The 23734-nt window shown below is 74.3% G+C and carries 21 protein-coding genes; 7 read left to right on the top strand and 14 right to left on the bottom strand.

The features are described from left to right. Window positions 1–123: 123 nt before the first annotated feature. Window positions 124–960, bottom strand: a complete 837-nt coding sequence (locus tag RM555_RS24165) for a TrmH family RNA methyltransferase (protein ID WP_311413879.1) — start codon at window positions 958–960, stop codon at window positions 124–126. Between the two features lie 115 nt (window positions 961–1075). Here RM555_RS24165 and RM555_RS24160 point away from each other — a divergent pair, with 115 nt between their 5' ends. Next, window positions 1076–2947: a thiamine pyrophosphate-requiring protein gene (locus RM555_RS24160; RefSeq protein WP_311413878.1), complete on the top strand. Its 1872-nt coding sequence runs from the start codon at window positions 1076–1078 to the stop codon at window positions 2945–2947. A gap of 16 nt (window positions 2948–2963) precedes the next feature. On the opposite strand, the gene RM555_RS24155 is transcribed toward RM555_RS24160, so the two are convergent. Next, window positions 2964–3527 (bottom strand): dihydrofolate reductase family protein, encoded by a 564-nt coding sequence (locus tag RM555_RS24155; RefSeq protein ID WP_311413876.1) that lies wholly within the window; start codon window positions 3525–3527, stop codon window positions 2964–2966. 142 nt (window positions 3528–3669) lie between these two features. Here RM555_RS24155 and RM555_RS24150 point away from each other — a divergent pair, with 142 nt between their 5' ends. Further along, a complete protein-coding gene (locus RM555_RS24150; RefSeq protein ID WP_311413875.1) occupies window positions 3670–4278 on the top strand; it encodes a dTMP kinase in 609 nt (202 codons plus the stop codon). Window positions 4279–4794: 516 nt separating this feature from the next. On the opposite strand, the gene RM555_RS24145 is transcribed toward RM555_RS24150, so the two are convergent. The 4 genes from RM555_RS24145 to RM555_RS24130 all read right to left on the bottom strand — a co-directional run bounded on the left by RM555_RS24145 (window position 4795) and on the right by RM555_RS24130 (window position 9772). Further along, window positions 4795–7011 carry a transglycosylase domain-containing protein gene (locus RM555_RS24145; protein ID WP_311413874.1) on the bottom strand — a complete coding sequence of 739 codons (2217 nt, stop codon included), beginning with the start codon at window positions 7009–7011 and terminating at the stop codon, window positions 4795–4797. A 227-nt stretch (window positions 7012–7238) separates the two neighbouring features. Beyond that, window positions 7239–8039 (bottom strand): hypothetical protein, encoded by an 801-nt coding sequence (locus RM555_RS24140; RefSeq protein WP_311413873.1) that lies wholly within the window; start codon window positions 8037–8039, stop codon window positions 7239–7241. Between the two features lie 148 nt (window positions 8040–8187). After that, window positions 8188–9294 (bottom strand): SPFH domain-containing protein, encoded by a 1107-nt coding sequence (locus RM555_RS24135; RefSeq protein WP_311413872.1) that lies wholly within the window; start codon window positions 9292–9294, stop codon window positions 8188–8190. 4 nt (window positions 9295–9298) lie between these two features. Further along, window positions 9299–9772: an NfeD family protein gene (locus RM555_RS24130; protein ID WP_132238750.1), complete on the bottom strand. Its 474-nt coding sequence runs from the start codon at window positions 9770–9772 to the stop codon at window positions 9299–9301. Window positions 9773–9883: 111 nt separating this feature from the next. On the opposite strand from RM555_RS24130, the gene RM555_RS24125 reads away from it, so the two are divergent. Continuing rightward, window positions 9884–11200: a serine hydrolase domain-containing protein gene (locus tag RM555_RS24125; RefSeq protein WP_311413871.1), complete on the top strand. Its 1317-nt coding sequence runs from the start codon at window positions 9884–9886 to the stop codon at window positions 11198–11200. 43 nt (window positions 11201–11243) lie between these two features. Here the strand turns inward: RM555_RS24125 and RM555_RS24120 are convergent, their stop codons facing one another. After that, entirely contained in the window at window positions 11244–12053 is an 810-nt protein-coding gene (locus RM555_RS24120; protein ID WP_311413870.1) for a DUF3097 domain-containing protein, read from the bottom strand. A gap of 231 nt (window positions 12054–12284) precedes the next feature. On the opposite strand from RM555_RS24120, the gene RM555_RS24115 reads away from it, so the two are divergent. Beyond that, window positions 12285–13079, top strand: coding sequence for a hypothetical protein (locus tag RM555_RS24115; RefSeq protein WP_311413869.1), 795 nt, complete (start codon window positions 12285–12287; stop codon window positions 13077–13079). A gap of 40 nt (window positions 13080–13119) precedes the next feature. Here RM555_RS24115 and RM555_RS24110 read toward each other — a convergent pair whose 3' ends face one another. The 7 genes from RM555_RS24110 to RM555_RS24080 form a co-directional block, all read right to left on the bottom strand. Continuing rightward, the gene (locus RM555_RS24110; protein WP_311413868.1) at window positions 13120–14712 is read right to left on the bottom strand and encodes a serine/threonine-protein kinase; all 1593 of its coding nucleotides are present in this window, start codon (window positions 14710–14712) and stop codon (window positions 13120–13122) included. Window positions 14713–14846: 134 nt separating this feature from the next. Further along, the gene (locus RM555_RS24105) at window positions 14847–15896 is read right to left on the bottom strand and encodes a ferrochelatase (protein WP_311413867.1); all 1050 of its coding nucleotides are present in this window, start codon (window positions 15894–15896) and stop codon (window positions 14847–14849) included. A 113-nt stretch (window positions 15897–16009) separates the two neighbouring features. After that, window positions 16010–16777: an enoyl-ACP reductase FabI gene (gene fabI, locus RM555_RS24100; protein WP_311413866.1), complete on the bottom strand. Its 768-nt coding sequence runs from the start codon at window positions 16775–16777 to the stop codon at window positions 16010–16012. A 35-nt stretch (window positions 16778–16812) separates the two neighbouring features. Beyond that, window positions 16813–17517, bottom strand: coding sequence for a 3-oxoacyl-ACP reductase FabG (fabG, locus tag RM555_RS24095; protein WP_311413865.1), 705 nt, complete (start codon window positions 17515–17517; stop codon window positions 16813–16815). 690 nt (window positions 17518–18207) lie between these two features. Beyond that, window positions 18208–19158, bottom strand: coding sequence for a VWA domain-containing protein (locus tag RM555_RS24090; protein ID WP_311413864.1), 951 nt, complete (start codon window positions 19156–19158; stop codon window positions 18208–18210). Further along, window positions 19155–20159, bottom strand: a complete 1005-nt coding sequence (locus tag RM555_RS24085) for a DUF58 domain-containing protein (protein WP_311413863.1) — start codon at window positions 20157–20159, stop codon at window positions 19155–19157. Before RM555_RS24085 ends, RM555_RS24090 begins: the two co-directional genes overlap by 4 nt. Further along, entirely contained in the window at window positions 20138–21250 is a 1113-nt protein-coding gene (locus RM555_RS24080; RefSeq protein ID WP_311413862.1) for an AAA family ATPase, read from the bottom strand. The genes RM555_RS24085 and RM555_RS24080 overlap by 22 nt, the downstream gene beginning before the upstream one ends. A gap of 276 nt (window positions 21251–21526) precedes the next feature. Here RM555_RS24080 and RM555_RS24075 point away from each other — a divergent pair, with 276 nt between their 5' ends. From RM555_RS24075 to RM555_RS24065, 3 genes are read left to right on the top strand one after another with little or no spacing between them, the layout of a single operon-like run. Beyond that, complete coding sequence (locus tag RM555_RS24075) at window positions 21527–21757, top strand: hypothetical protein (protein WP_311413861.1); 231 nt, start codon at window positions 21527–21529, stop codon at window positions 21755–21757. 22 nt (window positions 21758–21779) lie between these two features. Next, entirely contained in the window at window positions 21780–22319 is a 540-nt protein-coding gene (locus tag RM555_RS24070; protein ID WP_311413860.1) for a PH domain-containing protein, read from the top strand. After that, window positions 22316–23731, top strand: a complete 1416-nt coding sequence (locus tag RM555_RS24065) for a PH domain-containing protein (RefSeq protein WP_396888836.1) — start codon at window positions 22316–22318, stop codon at window positions 23729–23731. Before RM555_RS24070 ends, RM555_RS24065 begins: the two co-directional genes overlap by 4 nt. The last annotated feature ends 3 nt before the right edge of the window (window positions 23732–23734 follow it).

The following is a 23734-nucleotide window of genomic DNA, read 5'->3' as shown; positions in this document are numbered from 1 at the left end:
CTTCAACCGGCTCAAGCAGTGCCGCAGCGTCGCGACTCGTTACGACAAGACCGCCACGTCCTACCGGGCCACGGTCACCATCGCCGCGCTACTCCAATGGTTATGAACCTTTGAAGACACGGCCTAGGCCGGGTCGTCGCGGCCCAACTCCCAGCAGGCCACGGCGGTGGCGGCGGCGACGTTGAGCGAGTCGACGCCGCGGCGCATCGGGATCACCACCCGGACGTCGCTGCCGTCCATCGCCGCCCGGGTCAGGCCGGCGCCCTCGGCCCCCATGAGCAGCGCCGCGCGGGCCCGCTGGGCCGCGTCGAGCCGCTGGATCGGCACCGCGTCCGGCGCCGGGGTCATCGCCAGCACCGTGAAGCCGGCCGCGCGGACGTCTCCGAGCGCGTCCGGCCAGGGCTCCAGCTTCGCGTACGGGATGGCGAAGACCTCGCCCATGCTGACCCGTACGCTGCGCCGGTAGAGCGGGTCGGCGCAGGTCGGCGAGAGCAGCACGGCGTCCACGCCGAGCGCGGCCACCGCCCTGAAGATGGCCCCCAGGTTCGTGTGGTTGTTCACGTCCTCGAGGATCACCACCCGCCGCGCGGCGGCCAGCACCTCGGCGGCGGGCGGCAGCGGCTTGCGCCGGAACGACGCCAGCACGCCCCGGTGCACGTGGAACCCCGTGGCCCGTTGCAGCACGTCCTGCGTGGCGGCGTAGACGGGGGCGTCGCCGGTGTCCAGGTCGGCGAGCTGGTCGACCCGCTTGGCGTCCACCAGGTACGACCGGGCCGGATAGCCGGCGCGCAGCGCCCGGCGCAGCACCAGCTCGCCCTCGGCGATGAACAGGCCGTGCGGCGGTTCCCAGCGGGTACGCAGCTCGACGTCGGTGAGCGCACGGTAGTCGGCGATCCGGTCGTCGTCGGGGTCGGTGATCGGGTGGATGGGCACCCGCCGATTCTGCCGGACGCGCCGCAGCCGCCCCGGGCCGCCCGACGCCGGGGCATCCCGTGGCGTTTTGTCCCGGGAAAGACGGGAATGGCGGGCCGGAGCGGCGGAGCGAGGAAAGGACACTCAGGTGAGCGCACGTCCCATGGGCACGCCGGGACCGGCCCGCATCGACCATCCGGACGGGTGGCGCGTCGACCTGGGTCCGCTGCCCCGCGACGCCACCGTCGCGGACCACATCGTGCACCGGTTGGCCGGCTGGGGCGTCCGCCGCTACTTCGGCTATCCCGGAGACGGCATCAACGGCCTGACCTCGGCGCTGCAACGCACCCGGGACCGGGCGCAGTTCGTCCAGGTCCGCCACGAGGAGACCGCCGGCTTCGCGGCGTCGGCGCACGTCAAGTACGGCGGCGGGCCGCTCGGTTGCGCGCTGGTGACCAGCGGCCCCGGCGCGATCCACCTGCTCAACGGCCTGTACGACGCCAAGCTGGACCACCAGCCGGTGGTCGCCCTGGTCGGCCACACCGCGCTCACCGCCGAGGGCGGCGGCTACTACCAGGAGGTGGACCTGCTCGCCCTCTACAAGGACGTCGCCGCCGCCTTCCTGGCCCAGCTCGACCACCCCAGCCAGGTCCGCCACCTGGTCGACCGGGCCTGCCGCACGGCGCTGGCCCGGCGTACGGTCACCGCCCTGGTGCTGCCGTCGGACATCCAGGACGCGCCGGCCGTGCCGGAGCCGCCGCACGCGCACGGCTACTACCGCACCAGCGACGTACCCAGCAGTGGCCCGACCGTGCCGCCGGAGGCGGACCTGCGCCGGGCCGCCGAGGTGCTGGGCGGCGGCGAGCGGGTCGCCATGCTGGTGGGGCAGGGCGCGCTGGGCGCGGTGGACGAGGTCCGCGCGGTAGCCGACCGGCTCGGCGCGGGGGTGGCGGCGGCGCTGCTCGGGTTCGCCGCGGTCGACCACCGGGAGCCCTGGGTGACCGGCGCGATCGGCCTGCTCGGCACCCGGCCCAGCTGGCAGCTGATGAACGAGTGCGACCGGCTGCTGATCGTGGGCAGCAACATGCCGTACTCGGAGTTCTACCCGCCGCAGGGGCAGGCCCGGGCGGTGCAGATCGACCGGGACGGCACCCAGCTGGGGCTGCGGTACCCGACCGAGGTGAACCTGACCGGGGACGCCGCCCCCACCCTGCGGGCCCTGCTGCGCGAGCTCGGCCCCGGCCCGGGACCGACCCGCTGGCGCGCGACGATCGGCAAGGCCACCACCGCCTGGCGCCGTACGCAGCGGGAACTGGCCGGGCAGGCCGCCGACCCGGTCAACCCGCAACTGCTCTTCGCCACCCTCAGCGACCGGCTCCCCGACGACGTGATGATCTCGGTCGACTGCGGCACCACGACCGCCTGGTACGCCCGGCACCTCCAGGTCCGCCCCGGCATGCTGGCCAGCCTCTCCGGCACCCTGCTCTCGATGGGCGGCGCGATGCCGTACGCGCTGGCCGCCAAGTTCGCCCACCCGGACCGTCCGCTGGTGGCCCTGATCGGCGACGGCGCGATGCAGATGAACGGGGTCAACGAGCTGATCACGGTGGCCAAGTACTGGCGGAGCTGGTCGGACCCCCGCTTCGTGGTGCTCGTGCTCAACAACCGGGACCTGGCCTTCGTCAGCTGGGAGCAGCGCTCCAGCGAGGGCACGCCGATGTTCCCGGACAGCCAGCAGCTGCCCGACATCGGCTACCACCGGTGGGCGGAGGTGCTGGGCCTGCACGGCGAGCTGGTCGACGCGCCGGAGCAGGTGCCGGGCGTCTGGGAGCGGGCGCTGGGCGCGGACCGGCCCGTGGTCGTCAACGCGTTGGTCGACCCGGCCGAGCTGATGCTGCCGCCGCACTTCACCGCCGAGCAGGCCCGCAACACCGCCGCGGCCGTGCTGCGCGGCGACACCGACTGGGCGGGCATCATCCGGCGGGGCCTGCCCACGGCGGTCGCCACCCTCCGCCCGGGACGCGGGCGGGGCTGACCGGGACGGCCGGGCGTCAGCCGGCCCGGTGGTACCGCAGCAGCACCGACCTGCCGTCGAAGATCCTTGACTCCGCCAGGCGGAACTTCATCCGCTCGGTCGCGGCGAAGACCGGCTTGCCGCCGCCCAGCACCACCGGGTGCACGAAGATCTGGTACTCGTCGATCAGGCCGAGGTCGGTCAGCGCGGCGGCGGCCTCGGCGCCACCGTTGAGCAGCAGGTCACCGCCCGGCTGCTCCTTGAGCACGGTCACCTCCCTGGCGAGGTCCCCGCCACCGACCACCCGGGCGCCGTGATCGGCCTCGGCGAGCGTGCGCGAGAGCACCACCTTCGGCGTCCGCCGCCAGATCGGCACGAACGCCAGGTCGTGCGGATGGTCGGAGATCGACTCCGCCTGCGGCCAGTAGGCGGCCATGAACTCCCAGACCCGGCGGCCGTAGACGAGCGCGCCGGCCCGGTCGCACTGCTCCAGCGAGAACGCGGACAGCTCCGGACCCATCTCCGGCCAGTCGAACTCGCCGTTCGGCCCCTCGATGAACCCGTCGAGCGACTGGTGCACCCCGTAGATGATCTTCCGCATGGCGCTGCTCCTCCTGACCCCTGACGCCCCCTCGTGGGCGCTTCCGCCAGGTGGTCGGAACGGCCCCGCCGGATCCGACAGCCCGGCACCACCTGCTCAAGATTTTTCCTGGGGCTTGTCCGGGGCGGCTACCGTGCCGCTCATGCGCCGTCCGATGATCATTGCTCTGATCGGCGTCGACGGGGCCGGGAAGACCACGCAGGCCAAGGCGCTGGCCGACCGGCTGAGGGCGGTCGGGGTGCCGGCCAGCTACTTCGAGAACGCCGGCGGCCGGCCCCTCTGGAACCGGCTCGCGCAGGCGCTGGGCCGCCGCGACGGGCCGCACCTGTTCGGCCGCACCGGCTACGTGACCATCGAGGCGACCGTACGCTGGCTTGCCATCGCCCGGGCGGTGCTGGCCGGACGGCTGACCGGCCGGGCGGCGGTCATGGACCGCTGGTCCTGGTGCCAGTACGTGGTGATGCGGGCCCGCGGCGACCGGGGCGGGCGACTGGCCCGACTGGCGTACGCGATCTTCCCGCGACCGGATCTGGTCTGCTTCCTGGCGGTCTCGCCCGAACGGGCGCAACAGCGGGTGCTGGCCCGGGGCATCGACACCGAGGAGGTGGCCCACCTGCGGTCCCTGGACGCCGGCTACCGGGGGCTGCCGGAGTTCGGCTCGTTCACCGTGGTCGACGCGGACGGCGACCCGGTCGACGTCGGCGTCGCCCTCGACCAGGTGGTCCGGGCCGCTCTCGCCCGCTCCCGCTGACCTCCGGTCCCGACGGCCGACCGCCCGACATCGACATCGGGGCCGGGGCCGGGGCCGGGGCCGGGGCCGGCGTCCCTGCTGGCGCAGTAGGGCGGCGGCGGGCAGCCCGGGGGCGCGTATCCCCGGTCGTGCCCTGTCGAGCTGCCCGCACAGATGGGGCAGCCCGCAGAGACCCGGCCCACCCGGCCCGTCCAGCCCCACCCGGCCCGTCCAGCCCACCAAGCCCGTCCAGACCACCAAGCCCCGTCCAGACCACCAAGCCCGTCCAGACCACCAAGCCCGTCCAACCAGCGCCCCGTCCAGACCACCGAGCCCGTCCAGACCAGCGCCCCGTTTAGACCACCGGGCCCGTCCAGCCCGGATCTGTCCGCCGGGCGGTCCTATGGGTGGGGCAGCTCGACAGGGCGCGCCAGGCGCCCTGTCGGGGAAGGACGGCAGCCGACGAGCGCACCAGAGTGCGGATCGGCGGTCAGCACGAGCCAGCCGGTCAGCACAGACCAGCGGCGGGACAGCCGGTCAGCCGCGGCCCTGGAGCCAGCGGCGCAGGTCGGACAGGCGCCGATCGTCCTGGGGCGACGGCCGCCGCTCCTCGGACGGGCGGCGCTGTTCGACCGGCGGACGCTCCGCCGGCCGGCGCGGGTCGCCGACCAGCTCGCGGCTGGGGGCGGCGAACTTCTTCTCCGGTTCACCGTCGACGGCGGTGCCGATGACCCGGGCGACCGCGTCGATCACCCGCGCCTGCACGGCGGCGCCCACGGAGTCGGTCGGGTCGTCCGGGTTGGCGGCGATGCCCGCGACCGCCACCTGCGGGGTGAAGCCGACGAAGGTCTCGGTGGCGTTCTTCTCCGAGCTGCCGGTCTTGCCGGCCACCGGCCGGCCGTCCAGGATCCGGTTCACCGAGGTGGCCGTGCCCCCGTTGCACTGCGCGAGCGTGGACTGCTGGCCGACCGGGCAGCGCGCCGCGTCGGTGGCGGCCCGGGCCACGTCGGCGTCGAGCACCCGGCGGCAGGACGGGTCGCCGACCGGCACCTTCTCGCCGTCGGCGGCGGTCACCGAGACCACCGGCAGCGGCGCGCAGTACGTGCCCTCGGCGGCCACCGTGGCGTACGCGTTCGCCAGGTCGAGCGGGGTGGTGGCGGTGACGCCCAGGGTGAACGAGCCCCAGTCGGCAGCGTCGTTCTCGGCGAACGTGGCGTCGGCGTCGGCCCGGAAGGTGATGCCGAGGCGCTTCGCCATCTCGACCACCTTCTCCTGCCCGACCTGCTCGGCCAGCCAGACGAAGTACGTGTTCACCGAGCGGCCGAAGCCGTCCCACATCATCCGGTAGCCGTCCATCCACTCCGGGTTGGCGTTCGCCGGGCACCACCGGCCGTCGCAGCTCCCCTCGCCCTCGGCGGCGTACCGGGTGGGCAGCCGGCTGGGCGCGTCGAAGCCGGTGGACAGCGGCTTGCCGGCCTCCAGCGCGGCGAGCATGGTGAAGAGCTTGAACGTCGAGCCGGCCTGGTAGCCGGCCACGCTGTCGCCGCCGGAGATCAGCGGGTTGACGGTGTTGGGGCGGTTGGCCTGCCCGTCCGGGTTCGCGTCGAGGCTGTAGTGCCGGTTGACCGCCATCGCCAGCACCCGGCCGGTGCCCGGTTCGACGGCGGCGATCGGCAGGGCGCGCTTGTTGTCGTAGGAGTAGACGCTGGTCGCCTGCTTCTGCGCGGTGGCCTGGATCTTCGGGTCCAGCGAGGTCACCACGGTGTAGCCGCCGCGGCGCAGGGCCTGCTCGCGCTCCTCGACGGTCGCGCCGAACTCCGGCTGCGCGAGCCACCACTGCCGCAGGTAGTCGCAGAAGAAGCCCCAGTCGTCGTGGCCCTCGGCCACGGCGGTGCAGCCGTTGGGCTGGGCCGTGGGGCGCAGCGTCAGCTTCTCGGTCCTGGCCCGCGCGGCCTCCTCGGCGCTGATCGCGCCGGTGGCGACCATCGAGTCCAGCACGTAGCCGCGCCGCTCCAGCGCGGCGTCCGCGTCGCCGTCGATCGGGCTGTAAGCCTCCGGCGACTGCACCAGGCCGGCGAGCAGGGCCGCCTCGCCGAGGGTCAGCTCCGCCGGGGACTTGGCGAAGTAGCGCTGGCTGGCCGCCGCGATGCCGTACGCCCCGGAGCCGAAGTACGCGATGTTCAGGTAGCGGTTGAGGATCTCGTCCTTGCTCAGGCGCTGCTCCAGCGCCGAGGCGTACCGGATCTCCTGGATCTTGCGCCCGACGGTCTGCTCGGTGGCCGCGGCGCGCTCCTCGGCGGTGCGGCCGGGGTCGGTCTTGAGCACGTTGCGGACGTACTGCATGGTCAGCGTGGAGCCGCCCTGCTGGCCGCCGCCGGAGACGTTCGACACCACGGCCCGCAGCAGCCCGCGCAGGTCGGCGCCGCCGTGGTCGTAGAAACGCCGGTCCTCGGCCGCCACGATCGCCTGCCGCATCACCGGTGCGATCTCGTCGAGCGGCACGTCGGTGCGGTTGACGTCGTAGAACGTGGTGATCAGCGTTTTGCCGTCGTTGGCGTAGAGGTAGGACCGTTGCGGCGTGGCCGGGGTGCGCAGGGCCTCGGGCAGCCCCGCGTACGACCCGACCGCGGCCTTGGCGGCGAACCCGAGCAGCAGGTTTCCCGGCAGCGCGGCGACCGCCAGGACGAGGCCGGCGAGCACGCCGGCGAGCAGCACGGTGAACAGCCGCGACAGCGGCGGGCGGGGTGGGGCCATGGTCCCCAGGATTGCCACGTAACGGGCCAACCGACCACCCCCGCGGCCCGGTTGTCAGCAATTTCACCGCCCGTGACCAGCGATTTCCCATCCCAGCGCCCCCTCGGCCACCGCGAACCCCGTGGCCACCACCCGCCCCGGCGATGACCGCCCGACTTCCGGTGGCGCCCGCCCGGATCCGGCGACGCCCGTCCGGTCACGGCGACCGCCGGGGCCGGTGCGACGGGTCAGGTGGGCAGGGGTCCGTTCGGGCCGGGAGTGGCCGGGGCGGCGGCGGTGGCGAGGCTCGCGCTGGCGGCGTCGCGCGCGATGTCGCGGGGCACCAGGCGGCCGGAGCGGTAGCCGATGCCGATGCCGGCGACCAGCACGAAGATCGCGCCGAAGGTCTGCAACGAGCCGATCAGCGCGCCGCCGACGCCCAGCAGCGGGGCGGCGATCATCAGCATGACGCCGTCACCGATGCTGAACGTGCCGGACCGGGCCACCGACCAGCCCGTCAGCAGCCAGCCCAGGCTGTAGCAGGTGGCGCCGACGAGCACGAGCATGCGCGCGGTGGTGCCGAAGACGGGGGTCTGCTCCGCCAGCCCCGCGAAGGGGAGCATGAGCACCGTGCCGGCGATGGAGACGAGCAGGCCGGCGACGGCCGACCGGCGGCTGCGGGCCGCCGCCAGCAGCCCGGTCAGCGCCAGCAGGGCGAGCAGCCCGAGCCACACCGCCGCCACCCAGCCCACCAGGTAGAGCGGCCGGCCGTCGGCCGGGTAGGGGTCGTTGCCCACCCCACCGTCGCTGGCCATCGCCACGACGGCGTAGAGGATGGCGTACGCGGGGAGCAGCCACACCGCGCCCCGGGCGAGCCGGCGCAGCGACCAGGCCCAGGTGGCGTTCGTGGCCGGCCCGACCGGCGTCGGCTCGACGAAGGGCAGCACCCCGAACCCCCCGCCGGTACGCCGGCTGCCGAGCGGCCCGGTGGGATCGTGCGCACCGGGCACCGGGGCCGAGGACCGTACCCGCTTCGCCGGATCCTTCATGCGTCACCTCGCTCGTCCGACGAGCGGTGCGGGACGCGCCGGGGCGCCCCGATGCCTGCTCACCGCCCGTCCTAGGACCGATGGTGACAGGCGACGGAGCGCCCCATGAGTGGTTCTCGCATTTCCGGGCGATCCCGCCCGGAGCCGGTCAGCCCCGTTGGCGCTGGTCGGCCGGGTCGTTCAGCAGGCTCGTCGGGGAGACCGGCTCCGGTGCCGGCAGACCCTGCGGCCTGCCTCCGGTGGCCTGCGCCTCGGCGACGCGTACCTCGTCGTGGATCTGCTGCGCGGCGGCCGCCGCGGCCTGCGCGGCCTCGGCCGCCTCGCGCTCCACCTCGCTCGCGCTACCGGCCGCCTCCGGCGCCGGCTCGTCGCCGACCATCCGGCTCAGCCCGCCCAGCGCGCCGCCCATGCCCTCCAGCGCCTTGGTCAGCTCGGCCGGCACGATCCAGACCTTGTTCGCGGTGCCGTTGGCGATCTGCGGCAGGGCCTGGAGGTACTGGTAGGCGAGCACCTTCTGGCTCGGGTTCGCCTGGTGGATCGCGTCGAACACCGTCTTGATCGCCTTCGCCTGACCCTCGGCCTGGAGGATGCGGGCCTGCCGGTCACCGTCGGCGCGCAGCACCGCGGACTGCTTCTCACCCTCGGCCGTGAGGATCTGCGACTGCTTGTGCCCCTCGGCGTTCAGGATCGCGGCCCGGCGGTCCCGCTCGGCGCGCATCTGCTTCTCCATCGAGTCGCGGATGCTCGCCGGCGGCTCGATCGCCTTGAGCTCCACCCGGGTGACCTTGATGCCCCACCGGCCGGTGGTCTCGTCCAGCACGCCCGACAGGTGCCGGTTGATCTGGTCGCGGCTGGTCAGCGCCCGCTCCAGGTCCAGCGAGCCGATCACGTTACGCAGCGTGGTGACGGTGAGCTGCTCGATGGCCTGGAGGAAGTTCGAGATCTCGTACGTGGCCCGGACCGAGTCGACGACCTTGAAGTAGAGGACCGTGTCGATCGAGACGACCAGGTTGTCGGAGGTGATCACCGGCTGCGGCGGGAAGCTGACCACCTGCTCCCGCATGTCGACCTTGGTACGCACCGCGTCGACGAACGGGACCAGGATGTTCAGCCCCGGGTTGAGGGTGCGCTTGTACTTGCCGAGCCGCTCCACGACGTCCTGGCGCTGCTGCGGCACGATCCGCACCGCCTTGGCCAGGGTGATCACCCCGATCAGAGCGATTGCCATCAGTAGGACCGGGATCACAAGTTCCATGTACTCACCTTTTCGCTTCGGGTAGCTCCCCGGAAGGAGAAACGTCGTCCCGCCACACCAGGGCGGTCGCACCCCGCACCTGGATCACCTGCACCCGGTCCCCCGGGGCGAAGTGCTGGCTCGCGTCGTAGGAGCGGGCCTGCCACAGCTCGCCGTCGATCTTCACCATGCCCTGCCCGGCGTCGACCTGCTCCAGCACGAGCGCCGTGCTGCCCTCGATCGCCTCCACGCCGAACGGCTGCTCGCCGCTCTCCAGCGCCGAGCGGCGGTGCCTGCGCAGCGTCGGCCGCACACCCAGCACCGTCAGCGCCGACACGGCGGCGAAGACGATCGCCTGCACCTCGACCGGGGCGCCGAGCGCCGCCGCTCCCGCGGCGGCCAGGGCCCCGACCGCGAACATGATCAGAAACAGTGTCGTCGTGAAGATCTCAGCGACCGCCAGAACGACACCCAGCACGATCCAGAACACGGCGTCCACCCCCCGATCGTGACACGTCAAAGCACGTGGAGCCCACCCGCGAAGATCAGTAAGCTCGGCGGCACGCCGGCGGCCCACCCCGACGGCACCGGAATCCCCCGAGGAGAGCCCGTGTCCCTGTTGCCCGAGACCACCCGCCAGGTCGATGCCCTCGTCGCCGGGGCGCAGTCCGCCGGCCGTACGCCGTCGCTGCTGATCGGCGTGGTGCGGGACGGCGCGCTGACCCACCTCGCCACCGCCGGCGAGCACCCGCGCCCCGACGCCGGCCTCCAGTACCGCCTCGGGTCGATCAGCAAGACCATGACCGCGACCCTGGTCATGCAGGAACGCGACGCCGGCCGGCTGGCCCTGGACGACCCGCTGGAGAAGCACCTGCCCGGCACCGGTGTGGGCACGCTCACCCTGCGGCAGCTGCTCGGCCACGCCAGCGGCCTGCGCCGGGAGCCGGACGGGCAGTGGTGGGAGCGCGCCGAAGTCGGGGACCTGGCGACCCTGCTGGCCGGGGTGAGCGCCGAGAAGATCGCCTATCCCCCGCACCGGGTCTACCACTACTCCAACCTGGCGTACGGGCTGCTCGGCGGCGTGCTGGAGCGGATCACCGGCACCCCCTGGGCCGACCTGCTGCGCCAGCGCGTGCTGGAGCCGCTCGGCATGCGCCGCACCACGTACGCGGCCACCGAGCCGTTCGCCCGCGGCTACGTGGTGCACCCCTGGCACGACACGCTGCGGGAGGAGCCGCGTACCGACACCGGGGCGATGGCCCCGGCCGGGCAGCTCTGGTCCACCGCCGAGGACCTGGCCCGGTGGGCGGCCTTCCTGGCCGACCCCGCGCCGCAGGTGCTGGCGGCGGAGACGCTGGCCGAGATGTGCGTCCCCGTGTCGATCAGCGACGTCGACTCGTGGACCGGTGGGCACGGCCTCGGGCTGGAGCTCTACCGGCAGGGCGAGCGGGTGTACGTCGGGCACGGCGGCTCGATGCCCGGCTACGTGGCCGCCCTGGCGGTGCACCGCCCGTCGCGCACCGGCGTGGTCGGCTTCGCCAACTCGTACGGCTTCCGCACCGGCGGGATCGGCGGCCTCGCGCTACGGATCCTCACCACCGTCCTGGACGCCGAGCCCGCGTTCCCGCAGCCCTGGCGGCCCGCCGCCGCGCCCCCGCCCGCCGAGGTCGACGAGGTCACCGGTCGGTGGTGGTGGATGGGGGCGTCGCTCGACCTCACCTGGGACGCGGCCAGGGGCGAGATGGTCGGCTACGTGCGCGGCGAGCGGGTCAGCGTGTTCGTCCCGGAGGGGCCGGACCGCTGGCGGGGTCGTTCCGGCCCGGAGAACGGCGAGATCCTGTCGGTGCTGCGCGACGGGTCGGGGCGGGCGGTGGCGCTCGACATCGCCACCTTCGTCTTCACCCGCACCCCCGACCAGGAGCCCTGAGGGTCGACGGTCGCCGACGGGCCCGGCCCGTCGGCGACCGGCCTCAGGCCGGCTCGGTGACGAAGTCGATCAGGCGTTCCATCGCGTTGATCAGCGGGGTCTCCACGTCGGCGAAGCTGTCGACCCGGGACAGGATGTGCCGCCACATGTCCGCCGGCTCGGCGACCCCGAGCGCGGCGCAGACGCCCTCCTTCCACGGGCGTCCCGGCGGCACCACCGGCCACGCCCGGATGCCCAGCGCCGCCGGCTTGACCGCCTGCCACACGTCGACGTACGGGTGCCCGGTGACCAGCACGTGCGGGGAGGTCACCTTCGCGACGATCCGGCTCTCCTTGGAGCCGGCGACCAGGTGGTCGACGAGCACGCCGAGGCGCCGGCCGGGGCCCGGGGCGAAGTCGCGCACCTCGGCGTCGAGCGCGTCGATGCCGTCCAGCGGCTCCACCACCACGCCCTCGACGCGCAGGTCGTCACCCCAGATCCGCTCGACCAGGGCGGCGTCGTGGATGCCCTCCACCCAGATCCGGCTGGCCCTGGCGACCTGGGCGCGTACGCCGTTGACGGCGATCGAGCCGGAGGCGGTGCGGCGGCGGGCGGCCGGCACCGGGGCGCGGGTCGGCCGGCGCAGCGTCACCGGCCGCCCGTCGAGCAGGAACGCCGCCGGCAGCAGCGGGAAGTTGCGCCGGCGTCCGTGCCGGTCCTCCAGCACCACCGCGCCGGCCTCGAAGCCGACCACCGCCCCGCAGAAGCCGGAGTCGGCGTCCTCGACCACGAGGTCCGGTTCGGCGTCCACCTCGGGCGTGACCTTCCGTCGCCGCCAGTCCCCCGCCAGCACATCGTCCGCGTACCGCCCCATGCCGATCAAGCTAACCTCCCACCCCGCCCCCCGCACCCGACACGCCGCCGCCCCCGCCGCCCCCGCCGCGGCGATCATGCAGTTGTGGTGCCCCACGAAAGGGGCAGAGGTCGACGATCCACCCACCACAACTCCATGATCGACGGGACGGGGGACGCATGATCAGCGGGGCGGCGGACAGTCGGAGCGGCAGTCGAGACAGGGGCGGCGGTGACCACGTACCCTTTCGGCATGTCCACCCCCGCAGCGGGCGCGGCCACTCTCACACCGCGCCGGTCCAGCCGGTTCGTGGCCTGGGTGCGCGCGTGGCGCGCCGGGCTGGTGCCCTTCGACGAGCTCGCCGACGCCATCGCCGGCGACGAGGAGCACCTGGTCGCCGACGCGCCCGGCACCTGGACCGACGTTCCCCTGCCCCAGGCGCTACCCACCCTCGCGAAGCTCTCGCCCGACGAGATCCGGCTCGTGCTGCCCGCGCCCGGCGACCCGCGCGGGCTGCCCGGGCCGGGCGACTTCGCCGGCGCGGCGCTGGTCGCCGGCGAGGCGGTCGTCGCCGGGGGCCTCGGGCTCATCCCGCACGTGCGCACGCACACGTCCGGCTCCGGCGACACCTTCGAGACGGTCCTCTGGCGGGTCTACCCGCTGCCGGCCGACGCCCCGGCCGCCTCCCTCGCGTTGCCCGGCGCGGCCGAGGCCGAGGCGGAGCTGGCGGTGGCCCTGGCCGACACGACCGCCGCGCTGACCCGGCTGGACGTCGCGCAGTGGCGACCCGAGCTGGCCGGGGCGCTGGAGGCGCTGCGCCGACCGGACGGCGCCACCGACCTGCCGCCCGGGTTCGACCCGCGGGCCCGGCGGCTCTTCGCCCGGGCCGCCGTGCTCGACCGGGTGCTCGCGCTGGCCGGGCACGCGGCGCCGGGCGGCGCGATCAACAACTACGAGGCCCAGCAGCGCGACGCCGCGCTGCGCCCGCTGACCACCGCCTGCCGGCAGGCGCTGGTGGCCGCCTGCAACGCCCCGCTGCGCCCCTGACGTCGCCCGCAGTCAGTCGCGCCCCTGACGCCGCCGGCACTCAGTTGCCGCGATCGTCGAGGGCCTGTGCCGCCCACCGGTCCAGCACGCGCGCGAACTCGGTCACCTCGGCCTTGGCGGAGGGCGGCATCGAAGCGCGGGAGGCCGTCCGGTACTTCACGCACACCCCGAGGTTGCTGACGCGGAAGTAGACCCGCACGTCGCGTTCGTGCCAGCCGTACGCGTCAAGGTCCGTCTCCTCCGAGACATAGCCCTCGTCACCGAGGCCGGGAAGCCGCTCGCCCTGCGTGGGGCAGTCCCCCAGGTTCGCGGGAAGCAGGGGGTCCTCCACGCTGAGCCGGGTGATCTCCCCGTCGGGTTTCTGGGTGGGCTCCCAGGAACAACTGTTCGTGGACTTGTGCATCGCCCACAACTTCGCCTTGGGGACCAGCCGCGCGACCACCTGGGGGTGATCGGTCAGGTACAGGCACGCGTTCGGCGACGCCGTGAATTCTCTGGCCGACGGCGACCCGGACGACGGGGGCACCGTGACCGACGGGCTGCCGCTCGCCCCGCCCCCGGCGGCCTCCCCGTCGCCCACCCGGGCCAGCGCGAGCGCGTAGCCCGCCGACAACAGGGCGGCTGACAGGAGCACGGCGATGCCGCTCATCCCGGCGATCCGCGCGCGCGACACCCGGCGGGCGCGCGCACCACTCCTCGCAGCCGGCAACGACCCGCTCAGCCTCGCGATCCGCGGGGTCGCACGGATCGTCGGCCGGTTGTCGGCCGTGGCGCCGGCGGCGTGCAGCTCCACCCCGAGGTCGGGCACACCGCGCGCCACCTCCCCCAGGCGCTCCGCGGCCAGCTCGGCAGACGGACGTTCGTCCGGGCGGCGCGCCATCAGGCCGAGCAGCGTCGGGTTCAGCGGACCCGCACGTTCAGCCGGCGCGGGGTCACGGCTCAGCACGGCAGCGATCAGTTCCGCCGGATCGTCCATGTCGTAGGCGGGCCGGCCCTCGACGGCGAAGTACAGCGTTGCGCCGAGTGACCACAGATCCGACGCCGGCTCGGCGCCCCGGCCGGTCAGCCGCTCCGGCGGTACGTAGCCCAGCGTGCCCATCACCGAGCCGGTCCCGGTGAGCCCCCGGGTGGCGCCGACGACCGCGGCGATCCCGAAGTCCGTGATCACGGCGCGACCGTCCCGGTCCAACAGGACGTTCTGCGGCTTGATGTCACGATGCAGGATGCCGGCGTCGTGGGCGACCCTCAGGGCCGCGAGCAGACCCGCGCCGATCTCTGCGGTCCGCCGTGGACCCAGTGGCCCGTCCTCGCACACCACGGCGTGCAGAGAGGGGCCTTCGACCAGGCCCATCACGATCCAGGGGCGGCCGTCCTCGAGCAGGACGTCGTGGATGGTCACGATGCCGGGGTGGTTCAGCCGCCCGGCCGCCCGCGCCTCGATGATCGCCCGCTCCCGGAGCGCCAGGCGTTCGGACTCGTTCAGGCCCTCGGGCAGCCGCAACTCCTTCACGGCCACCTCGCGGTCCAGCAGGGTGTCCGCAGCCCGCCACACCACCCCCATGCCGCCGCTGCCGACCGGCTCGGTCCGCAGGACGTATCGACCGGCCGCCAGGGTACGCCGCTCCTCCGCCACGTCCGGAACGATAGCGGCGACGCGCCCATCGATGGACGTCGACAGTAGCGGAGACGGCGGCAGCGGCGGTCAGCGGCTTCGACCGGAGGGAGATCCCGGGCTGTGTGGCGCAGCTGGCGCTCGCCGTCGTCGGGTCACCCGTGCCCGGGGGCGGTGGTCGGGCGGCGCGCCGGGACGCAGCAGACCGTGGGGCAGATGTCCCACATGGGCAGCTCGCCGAGGCGGCGGCGCAGGCCGGTCCCGTCCGGGTCGGTACGCTCGCGGACCAGCTCGCGGACCATCGCCACGAACCGGGGGTCGGTGCCGGGGGTGGCGGCCCGGACGAAGTCCAGCCCGAGCTGCCGGGCCGTCTCCCGCGCCTCGGTGTCCAGGTCCCACACCACCTCCAGGTGATCGGAGACGAACCCGATCGGGCTGACCACCACGCCGGTGGTGCCGGCCTCGGCCAGCGTACGCAGGTGGTCGTTGACGTCCGGCTCCAGCCACGGCACCTGCGGCGGGCCGGAGCGGCTCTGCCAGACCAGGTCCCAGGGCAGGTCCGGGGCGGCCGCGGCGTGGACCAGCCGGGCGACCTCGGCGAGCTGCGCCTCGTACCGGCCGCCGTGCGGGCCGGCGTTCGCGGCCATCGAGTTCGGGACCGAGTGCGCGGTGAACACCAGCCGGGTGCCGTCCCGCTTCGCCGGGTCGAGGCGGCGGAGCGCCGCCCGCACCGCGTCGGCGTGCGGCTCGACGAAGCCGGGGTGGTCCCAGAACTGGCGGAGCTTGTCGATCAGCGGGGCGTCGGGCCCGACCGCCGCACGGGCGGCGGCGATGTCCTCCTGGTACTGCCGGCAGGAGGAGTAGCCGCCGAAGGCGCTGGTCACGAACGCCAGGGCGTGGGTGACGCCGTCGTCGCGCATCTGCGCCACGGTGTCGGCGAGCATCGGGTCCCAGTTCCGGTTGCCCCAGTAGACCGGCAGGTCGACGCCGTTGGCGGCGAAGTCCTCCCGGACCGCCGCGAGCAGCTCCCGGCACTGCTCGTTGATCGGCGAGACGCCACCGAAGTGCTGGTAGTGCTCGGCGACCTCCGCAAGCCGCTCCGGCGGCACGCCCCGCCCCCGGGTCACGTTCTGCAGGAACGGCATCACGTCCTCGGGCCGTTCCGGTCCGCCGAAGGACACCAGGACCACCGCGTCGTACGCCATGGCTCCCATTCTTCCCGGTGGCCGTCCCCGCCGGGCGCGGCCCCCTGGTCCCGGGTGTTAGGAAGGGCCCCCTGCTATGCAGAATGCGATTGCAGGGGGCCCTTCCTTACACGTCAGGCGCCGATGGCGTGGTAGCCGCCGTCGACGTGCACGATCTCGCCGGTGGTGGCCGGGAACCAGTCGGAGAGCAGCGCCAGGCAGGCCCGCGCGGCCGGCTCCTGGTCGGTGAGGCTCCAGCCCAGCGGCGCGCGCTCGGCCCACGCCTCCTCGAACTGGTCGAAGCCGGGGATCGACTTGGCGGCGATGGTGCGCAGCGGCCCGGCGGCGACCAGGTTGCTGCGGATGCCCTGCTTGCCCAGGTGCAGCGCCAGGTAGCGGGAGGCGGACTCCAGCCCGGCCTTGGCCACGCCCATCCAGTCGTAGACGGGCCACGCCTTCGTGGCGTCGAAGGTCAGGCCGACCACCGCGCCGCCGGCGGACATCAGCGGCAGCGCCGCCATGGCCAGCGACTTGTAGGAGTACGTGGAGACGTGCAGCGCGGTCGCCACGTCCTCCCAGGGGGCGTCGAGGAAGCCGCCGCCGAGGCAGCTCTGCGGAGCGAAGCCGATCGAGTGCACCACCCCGTCCAGGCCGTCGACGTGCTCGCGCACCCGGTCGCCGAGCCCCGCGAGGTGGTCGGCGTCGGTCACGTCCAGCTCGATGATGGGGGCCGGCTGGGGCAGCCGCCTGGCGATCCGCTCCACCAGGGAGAGCCGGCCGTAGCCGGTGAGCACGACCTGCGCCCCGTTCTCCTGGGCGAGCTTCGCCACCGAGAAGGCGATCGAGGCGTCGGTGATGACGCCGGTGACCAGCAGCCGCTTACCGGCGAGCAGTCCGGACATGCAGGGATTCCTCCGTAGTTCTCAGTGACCGCTTGTCAGTGGCCCATGCCGAGGCCGCCGTCGACCGGGATGACGGCGCCGGAGACGTAGCCGGCGGCGTCGCCGGCCAGCCAGGTGACCACACCCGCGATCTCGTCCGGCTGGGCGAACCGGTTGGCGGGGATGGCCTTGCGGTACTCGGTCCTGCGGTCCTCGGGCAGGCCGGCGGTCATGTCGGTCTCCACGTAGCCGGGCGCGACCACGTTCGCCGTGATGTTGCGGCTGCCCAGCTCGCGGGTGATCGAACGGGCCACGCCCACCAGGCCGGCCTTGCTCGCCGCGTAGTTGACCTGGCCGGGGCCGCCGTAGAGGCCCACCACCGACGAGATGAAGATCATGCGGCCCCACTTCGCGCGCAGCATCTTGCCCGAGGCGCGCTTGGCGCACCGGAACGCGCCCGTCAGGTTGGTGTCCAGCACGCGGGTGAACTGCTCCTCCGACATGCGCAGCAGCAGCGTGTCGTCGGTGATCCCGGCGTTGGCGACGAGCACCTCCACCGGCCCCAGCTCGGCCTCGATTGCGGCGAACGCGGCGTCGACCGACGCGGAGTCGGTCACGTCGCAGCGGGCCCCGAACAGCCCCTCGGGCGGCTCGCCAGTGCGGTAAGTGACCGCCACCCGGTCGCCCTGCTTCGCGAAGGCCTGCGCGATGGCCAGGCCGATCCCCCGGTTGCCGCCGGTCACCAGGACGGTACGGGCCACGGTTCCCCCTGTAGTTCAGTGATCTCCCGGTCGGTCGGAGCCTAGGCGTTACCGGCAGGTAAGCGCTAACGGCGTGCACGTCCGGACCGGCGCGGCGTCGCCCGGCACCGGCCCCTGCCCCGCCCCCGCCGGCGACGCGGCGGGCCCCCTCGGCCGAGGTCCGTCCGGCCGCTCGGCCGAGTGCGGCGACGGCGACCGGCGGGTGTACGATGATCCGCGTTTGCGGGCCGCGCGGTCCGCTTCCAGGCCCCGCCGACCGCAGGAGGTGATCGCTGTGCGAGATAGCGATCCTCCCAGTCGTGGCCGGGCCGAACGTCAGCCCCGCTGAGCCACGACTCAGCAGGTGAGCTGACCCAGCTCCGCTCCCCGCCCCGCCCGGTCACCGGCCCCGCGCCGGTCGGCCGCGCCGCGCCGGGAGCCGCCCGGTCACGACTTCGTGTGCGCGTCCCGACCCACCCCTCTGCGGTCCGCCCCCGCACGCGCGGACCGTCCAGTCGCCGCCCGGAGCCGTCCATGAGCCGCTACGTCGCCCCACTGGGCTTCACCCTCGCCGCCGTCTGGGTGGCCGTCGTCTTCGTCCTCGCCGGCGGCGCCGCGCACTGACCACCGGCGACGCCGCGCACCGACCGCGGGGCGCACCGGCCGCCGGCGACGGCGGGCACCGACCGCCGGTCACCCCGCACCCGCGTGTCAGAGCATCCGCGAGGACCACAGCAGGTTGAGGGCCCCCGCGCAGAGTGCCAGCAGCAGGGCCACGCCCGCGTACCACTGGGTGACCTCGCGGGGTTCCGTGCGGAACCCGATCGAGCTGCCCATGTCCTGGTAGACCTGCTTCAGCTCGCTCACCGACGCCGCCTCGTAGAAGTAGCCCTCGGTGGCCTCGGCCAGGTCGGCCAGGGCCAGCCGGTCCACCGGCACCCGTTGCAGCTGGCCGCCGATGTCCACCTGCCCGGAGTCGGTGCCGAAGGCGATGGTGGAGACCGGCACGTTCGCCGCCTGCGCGGCGGCGGCAGCCTCCTCCACCGACCGGCCCGAGGTGCGGTACCCGTCGGAGAGCAGCACGATGCGGGCCGGCGGGATCCCCGCCGCGCCGTCGGCCGGCACCGACCGGATCGCCTCCAGGCAGGTGAAGACCGCCTCGCCCGTCGCCGTCGCCTCGGCCAGCACCAGCCCGTCGATCGCGCTGGTCACCGCGTCCCGGTCCTTGCCCGGTGGCACCAGCACGTTCGCCGACTTGGCGAACGAGACCAGCCCCAGGTTGTAGCTCTCGGGCAGCTCGCCGACGAACTGCTTGGCCGCCTCCTGGGCCGCCTCCAACCGGTTCGGCGCCACGTCGTCGGCCTGCATCGACAGCGACACGTCGATGGCGAGCATCACGGTGGCCCGCTCCAGCGGCTCCCGGGTGTCGATCGACGGCCGGGCCAGCGCGGTCGCCAGCACCAGCAGGCAGAGCAGGAACGCCGTCGCCGGCACGTGCCGGCGCCAGCCCAGCCCTTTCGGCGCCAGGGTGCGCAGCAGGTCCACGTTGGTGAACCGCATCGCGTACGCCCGGCGGTGCAGCTGCCGCCAGACGTAGAGCGCGGCGAGGGCGAGCACCGGCAGCACGGCCAGCAGCCACCACGGTTGCAGAAAGCGGATCATCGTGTCGTCCCCCTGGTGCGCGCGTGCCGCTGCGCGGCGACGAAACGCACCATGTCGAGCAGCCAGTCTCGGTCCGTACGCAGTCGCAGGTGGGCCGCGCCGGCGCCGCGCAGCGCCGCGAAGATCTCCGCCCGCTGGGCGGCCGCCGCCTCGGCGTAGCGGTGGCGCAGCCGCGGGTCGGCGGTCTGCACCTCGTGCAGCTCGCCGGTCTCCGGGTCGACCACCGGCAGCACCCCGACGTCGGGCAGCTCCAGCTCCCGGGGATCGACCACCTCGATCGCCACCACGTCGTGCCGGACGCGCAGCTTACGCAGCGGCCGGGCCCACCGGTCCGGCGGGGCGAGGAAGTCGGAGATGACCACCGCCACGCCGCGCCGCCGGGGCGGCCGGTTGAGCATGTCGACAAGCGTGCCCAGGTCGCTGCGCCCGGGGCGGATCTCGGTGCCGGCGATCGCCCGCAGCAGCGCGTGGGCCTCCTTACGGCCGGAGCGCGCGGGCAGCCGGGTGTAGACGTCCGGGCCGGCGACCGGCGGCGCGGCGCGCCACCGGCGGGCCGGCGCGCTCGTGCCGCCGCCGCTGCCGATCACCGCGCCGATCCGGTTGCCGCCCCGGACGGTCAGGTGGGCCAGCGCCGCCGCGGCGGCCACCACGACGTCGCGCTTGAGCCACCGGCCGGTGCCGAAGTCGAGGCTCGCCGAGAGGTCCACCGCCAGCCACGTCTCCAGCTCCCGGTCGGCCACCGTACGCCGGACGTGCGGCATCGTCGTACGGGCGGTGACCGGCCAGTCCATCCGGCGTACGTCGTCGCCGGGGCGGTACTCCCGGGACTCCCCCGCCTCGCTGCCCGGCCCGGGCAGCAGGCCGGCGTAGTCGCCCTGGAGCAGGCCGTCGAGCTTGCGGGTGACCATCAGTTGCAGCCGCGACAGGACGGCCTCGGTGCGGTCGGAGGGGACGTCGGCAGGCCGACGGGCGGGTGAGGTCACGGGCGCTGCCCGGGCCAACCGGCGCCCGGCGGCGCGGAGGTCGGCATGGGTGCGGGGGTGGCCTGCTGCCGGGGCGCGACCGAGGGCAGCGGGATGGTGGACATCACCCGCTGCACCACGTGGTCGGCGGGCACGTCGTCGGCGAGCGCGTCGTAGCTGAGCACGAGCCGGTGGCGCAGGATGTCCGGCGCGATGTCCTGCACGTCCTGTGGCAGGGCGTAGTCGCGGCCGCGCAGCAGCGCCAGCGCGCGGGTGGCCCGGACCAGGCCGAGCGACGCGCGCGGGCTGGCGCCGTATTGGATGAGCTGGGCGACGTCCGGCATCCCGTGCTCCGCCGGGGCGCGGGTGGCCAGCACCAGCCGGACCGCGTAGTCGACCAGGGCGTTGTGCACGAAGACCTGGTCCGCCTTGCGTTGCAGGGCGATCAGGTCGGGGGTGGTGAAGACCGGCGCGGGCTGCGGCGGGGCGACCCCCATCCGGTAGACGATCTCCCGCTCCTCGGCGTCGGTCGGGTAGCCGACGACGATCTTCATGAGGAAGCGGTCCCGCTGGGCCTCGGGCAGCGGGTAGACCCCCTCCTGCTCGATCGGGTTCTGCGTCGCCATCACCAGGAACGGGTCGGGCACCCGGTGGCTCTCGCCGCCGATGGAGACCTGCCGCTCGCTCATCACCTCCAGCAGCGCCGACTGCACCTTGGCCGGCGCCCGGTTGATCTCGTCGGCGAGCAGGAAGTTGACGAACACCGGCCCCAGCTCGACGTCGAACTTCTCGCTCGACTGCCGGTAGATGCGGGTGCCCATGATGTCGGCGGGCACCAGGTCGGGGGTGAACTGCACCCGGGCGAAGGAACCGCCGACCACCCTCGCGAGGGTCTCCACCGCGAGGGTCTTCGCCACGCCCGGCACGCCCTCCAGCAGGCAGTGGCCCCGCGCGAGCAGCGCGACGAACATCCGCTCCACCATCCGGTCCTGCCCGACGATCACCCGTTTGATCTCGAACAGCGCCCGCTCGAGCAGGGTCGCGTCCTCGGCCGGCGTGGTCACCGGCTCGGGTGTCTCCGGGCCCGTCCCGTTCGGCGTCGGGGCGTCGGGCGTGGTCGGCTGGGCCACCGGTCCTCCACAGCATGATCGGTTGTCGCGCGGCGTGGTGCGTATCAAGACTCGCATGCCCGGCTGAGTGCCGAGGTGGGGAGAAGCCGATTCTCGCCGTCCCGTCCCCGATGCCGGGGTCGCGGGCCCGCCACGCCGCCGCGCGGTACGGAATCGCCGCTCACGGGTGGACAGGGACGGGCCTGGCGCGTGTACCATTCACCCGTCGCCGGGCGGCTCCCCCCGTGGCCGCCCGGCGCTCAAACTTCCGGTGCCGCCGCCCCTAGACTGGCCGGGATGAGCAGCCCCCTTCCCGCCGACGAGCCGCTGGTCTGCTCGTCCCGCGGCTGTCGTGCCCCCGCCCACTGGGCGCTGAGGTGGAACAATCCCCGGCTGCACGACACCGACCGGCGCAAGACCTGGCTCGCGTGCACCACGCACCGCACCACCCTCGGCGGCTTCCTCGACGCCCGTGGCTTCCTCCGGGAGGTCGTACCGGCGCCCGGATCGCCTACGCTCGAAGGGTGAGCGCGCACAACGGATGTCCCCGGTGAGCAGTGACGGGTCCGCCGGCCCGCCGCCGGCGCCACCCCTCCCGCCGGCGGGCCCCCTGGAGCCGTGGCCGGACACCGTCCGCTGGCAGCCGATCTCGTCCGACCTGATCTGGGTGGAACTGATCCGCCTGGCGCTGGTGCTGGTCGTCCTCGCCCTCGGGCTGGGCGTCGGCTGGGCGTTCAGCGGCAGCGGCTTCCTCGGCGCGGCACTCGGCGTGGTGCTGCTGTTCGGCGTCCTGCGGGGCGTGACGATCGTCCGCGCCGTACGGGCCTGGGGCTACGCGGAGCGGGAGGACGACCTGCTGGTCCGGCACGGGCTGCTGGTGCGGCGGCTCTCCATCGTGCCGTACTCGCGGATGCAGTTCGTCGACGTCAGCGCGGGGCCGCTGGAGCGCGCGTTCGAGCTCGCCACCGTGCAGTTGTACACGGCCGCCGCGGCGAGCGACGCCCGGGTGCCCGGGCTGCGCCCGGCGGAGGCGTCCCGGCTGCGCGACCGGCTCACCGCGCTGGGCGAGGACCGGGCGGAGGGCCTGTGAGCGACCCGGCCGCCCGGGACACGGACCACGCCGGACCGCCCCCGGTGGAGCCGGGCGTCCCCCCGGGGACGGTCTGGTCCGCCGGCGCGCCCGAGGGCGCCGAGCCACGGCAGCGGCTGCACCCGCTCAGTCCCGCCCTGCACGGCGCCAAGTCCCTCGTCGTGGTGATCGCCGGTCTGTCGTGGTCGACGCTGTCGCGGGTCGGCTTCGGCTGGTTCGCGCTGATGGCGGTGGTGCTGGCCCTGGGCGCCACCGTGCTGGCCGTGGTGAGTTGGTACTACACCGGCTACCACGTGGTGGGCCGCGAGCTGCGGGTACACGAGGGTCTCCTCTGGCGGCGCACCCGGGCGATCCCGCTGGAGCGGCTCCAGGCCGTCGAGGTGGTCCGCCCGCTGCTCGCCCAGCTCACCGGCCTGGCCGAGCTGCGGTTGGAGGTGGTGGGCGGGGGCAAGACGGAGGCGCCGCTGGCCTACCTGAGCGTCGCCGAGGCGACCGCGCTGCGCCAGCGGCTGCTCGCCCTCGCCGGACGGATCGCGGTCGAGCCGGGCGCGCCGCCGGCGGGGGTGGCCGCGGGACCGGCGGGGACCCCGGCGCCACCGCCCGGCCGGCCCCTGCACGCCGTGGCCAACAACGACCTGCTGGTCAGCCAGCTGCTGACCCCGCAGGCGTTCATGATCCCGTTCGGCGTCGCGTTCGTGGTGGCGCAGTTCCTCTCCGAGGACTCCTGGTCGTTCGTCGCGGTGGCGAGCACCCTCACCGCCATGGCCGGCGTGCTGCTGCAACCGGTGCGGCGGGTGCTCGACGACTGGAACTTCCGGCTCGCCCGGGACGAGGGCACGCTGCGGATCCGCAACGGCCTGCTGGAGACCCGCGCGCAGACCGTGCCGCTGGACCGGGTGCAGGCCGTCGGGGTGACCTGGCCGCTGCTGTGGCGGGTCAAGGGCTGGCTGCGGCTACGTCTGGAGGTGGCCGGCTACTCGGCCGGCGAGGCCGACGAGCGCAACCGGCCGGACCGGCTGCTCCCCGTCGGTGACGTGGCGACCGGCGAGGCGATCGTGACCGAGGTGCTGCCCGGGGTGCGGCTGGCCGCGCTGCCGCTGAGCCCGCCGCCGACGCGGGCCCGCTGGCTCAACCCACTGAGCCGGGGCGTGCTCGGCGCCGGGCTCGACGACCGGGTCTTCGCCGTCCGCTCCGGCCTGCTCACCCGGCAGTTGGCGCTCGTGCCGTACGCCCGGATCCAGAGCGTGCGGGTCGTGCAGGGGCCGGCGCAGCGGCGGCTGCGGCTGGCGACGGTGCACGCCGACACCGCCGGCGGCGCCGGCGCGGCCGCCCGGGACCGGGACGTCGCCGAGGCGTGGGCCCTGGCGGCGGAGCTGACGGCCCGCTCGCGCGCCGCCCGCCGGGCGGGCTGACCG

Origin of the sequence: Micromonospora reichwaldensis (assembly GCF_031845925.1) — a bacterium.
Lineage (GTDB): Bacteria > Actinomycetota > Actinomycetes > Mycobacteriales > Micromonosporaceae > Micromonospora > Micromonospora reichwaldensis.
The sequence above is the reverse complement of the archived record's forward strand: the minus strand, read 5'-3'. Positions and strand labels throughout refer to the sequence as shown.

Bases quoted from the DNA above. Each gene is read 5' to 3' on its own strand.
- RM555_RS24160 (WP_311413878.1), top strand. From the start codon at position 1,076: ATGGGCACGCCGGGACCGGCCCGCATCGACCATCCGGACGGGTGGCGC.
- RM555_RS24155 (WP_311413876.1), bottom strand. From the start codon at position 3,527: ATGCGGAAGATCATCTACGGGGTGCACCAGTCGCTCGACGGGTTCATC.
- RM555_RS24150 (WP_311413875.1), top strand. From the start codon at position 3,670: ATGCGCCGTCCGATGATCATTGCTCTGATCGGCGTCGACGGGGCCGGG.
- RM555_RS24145 (WP_311413874.1), bottom strand. From the start codon at position 7,011: ATGGCCCCACCCCGCCCGCCGCTGTCGCGGCTGTTCACCGTGCTGCTC.
- RM555_RS24140 (WP_311413873.1), bottom strand. From the start codon at position 8,039: ATGAAGGATCCGGCGAAGCGGGTACGGTCCTCGGCCCCGGTGCCCGGT.
- RM555_RS24135 (WP_311413872.1), bottom strand. From the start codon at position 9,294: ATGGAACTTGTGATCCCGGTCCTACTGATGGCAATCGCTCTGATCGGG.
- RM555_RS24120 (WP_311413870.1), bottom strand. From the start codon at position 12,053: ATGGGGCGGTACGCGGACGATGTGCTGGCGGGGGACTGGCGGCGACGG.
- RM555_RS24115 (WP_311413869.1), top strand. From the start codon at position 12,285: ATGTCCACCCCCGCAGCGGGCGCGGCCACTCTCACACCGCGCCGGTCC.
- RM555_RS24105 (WP_311413867.1), bottom strand. From the start codon at position 15,896: ATGGCGTACGACGCGGTGGTCCTGGTGTCCTTCGGCGGACCGGAACGG.
- fabI (WP_311413866.1), bottom strand. From the start codon at position 16,777: ATGTCCGGACTGCTCGCCGGTAAGCGGCTGCTGGTCACCGGCGTCATC.
- RM555_RS24090 (WP_311413864.1), bottom strand. From the start codon at position 19,158: ATGATCCGCTTTCTGCAACCGTGGTGGCTGCTGGCCGTGCTGCCGGTG.
- RM555_RS24075 (WP_311413861.1), top strand. From the start codon at position 21,527: ATGAGCAGCCCCCTTCCCGCCGACGAGCCGCTGGTCTGCTCGTCCCGC.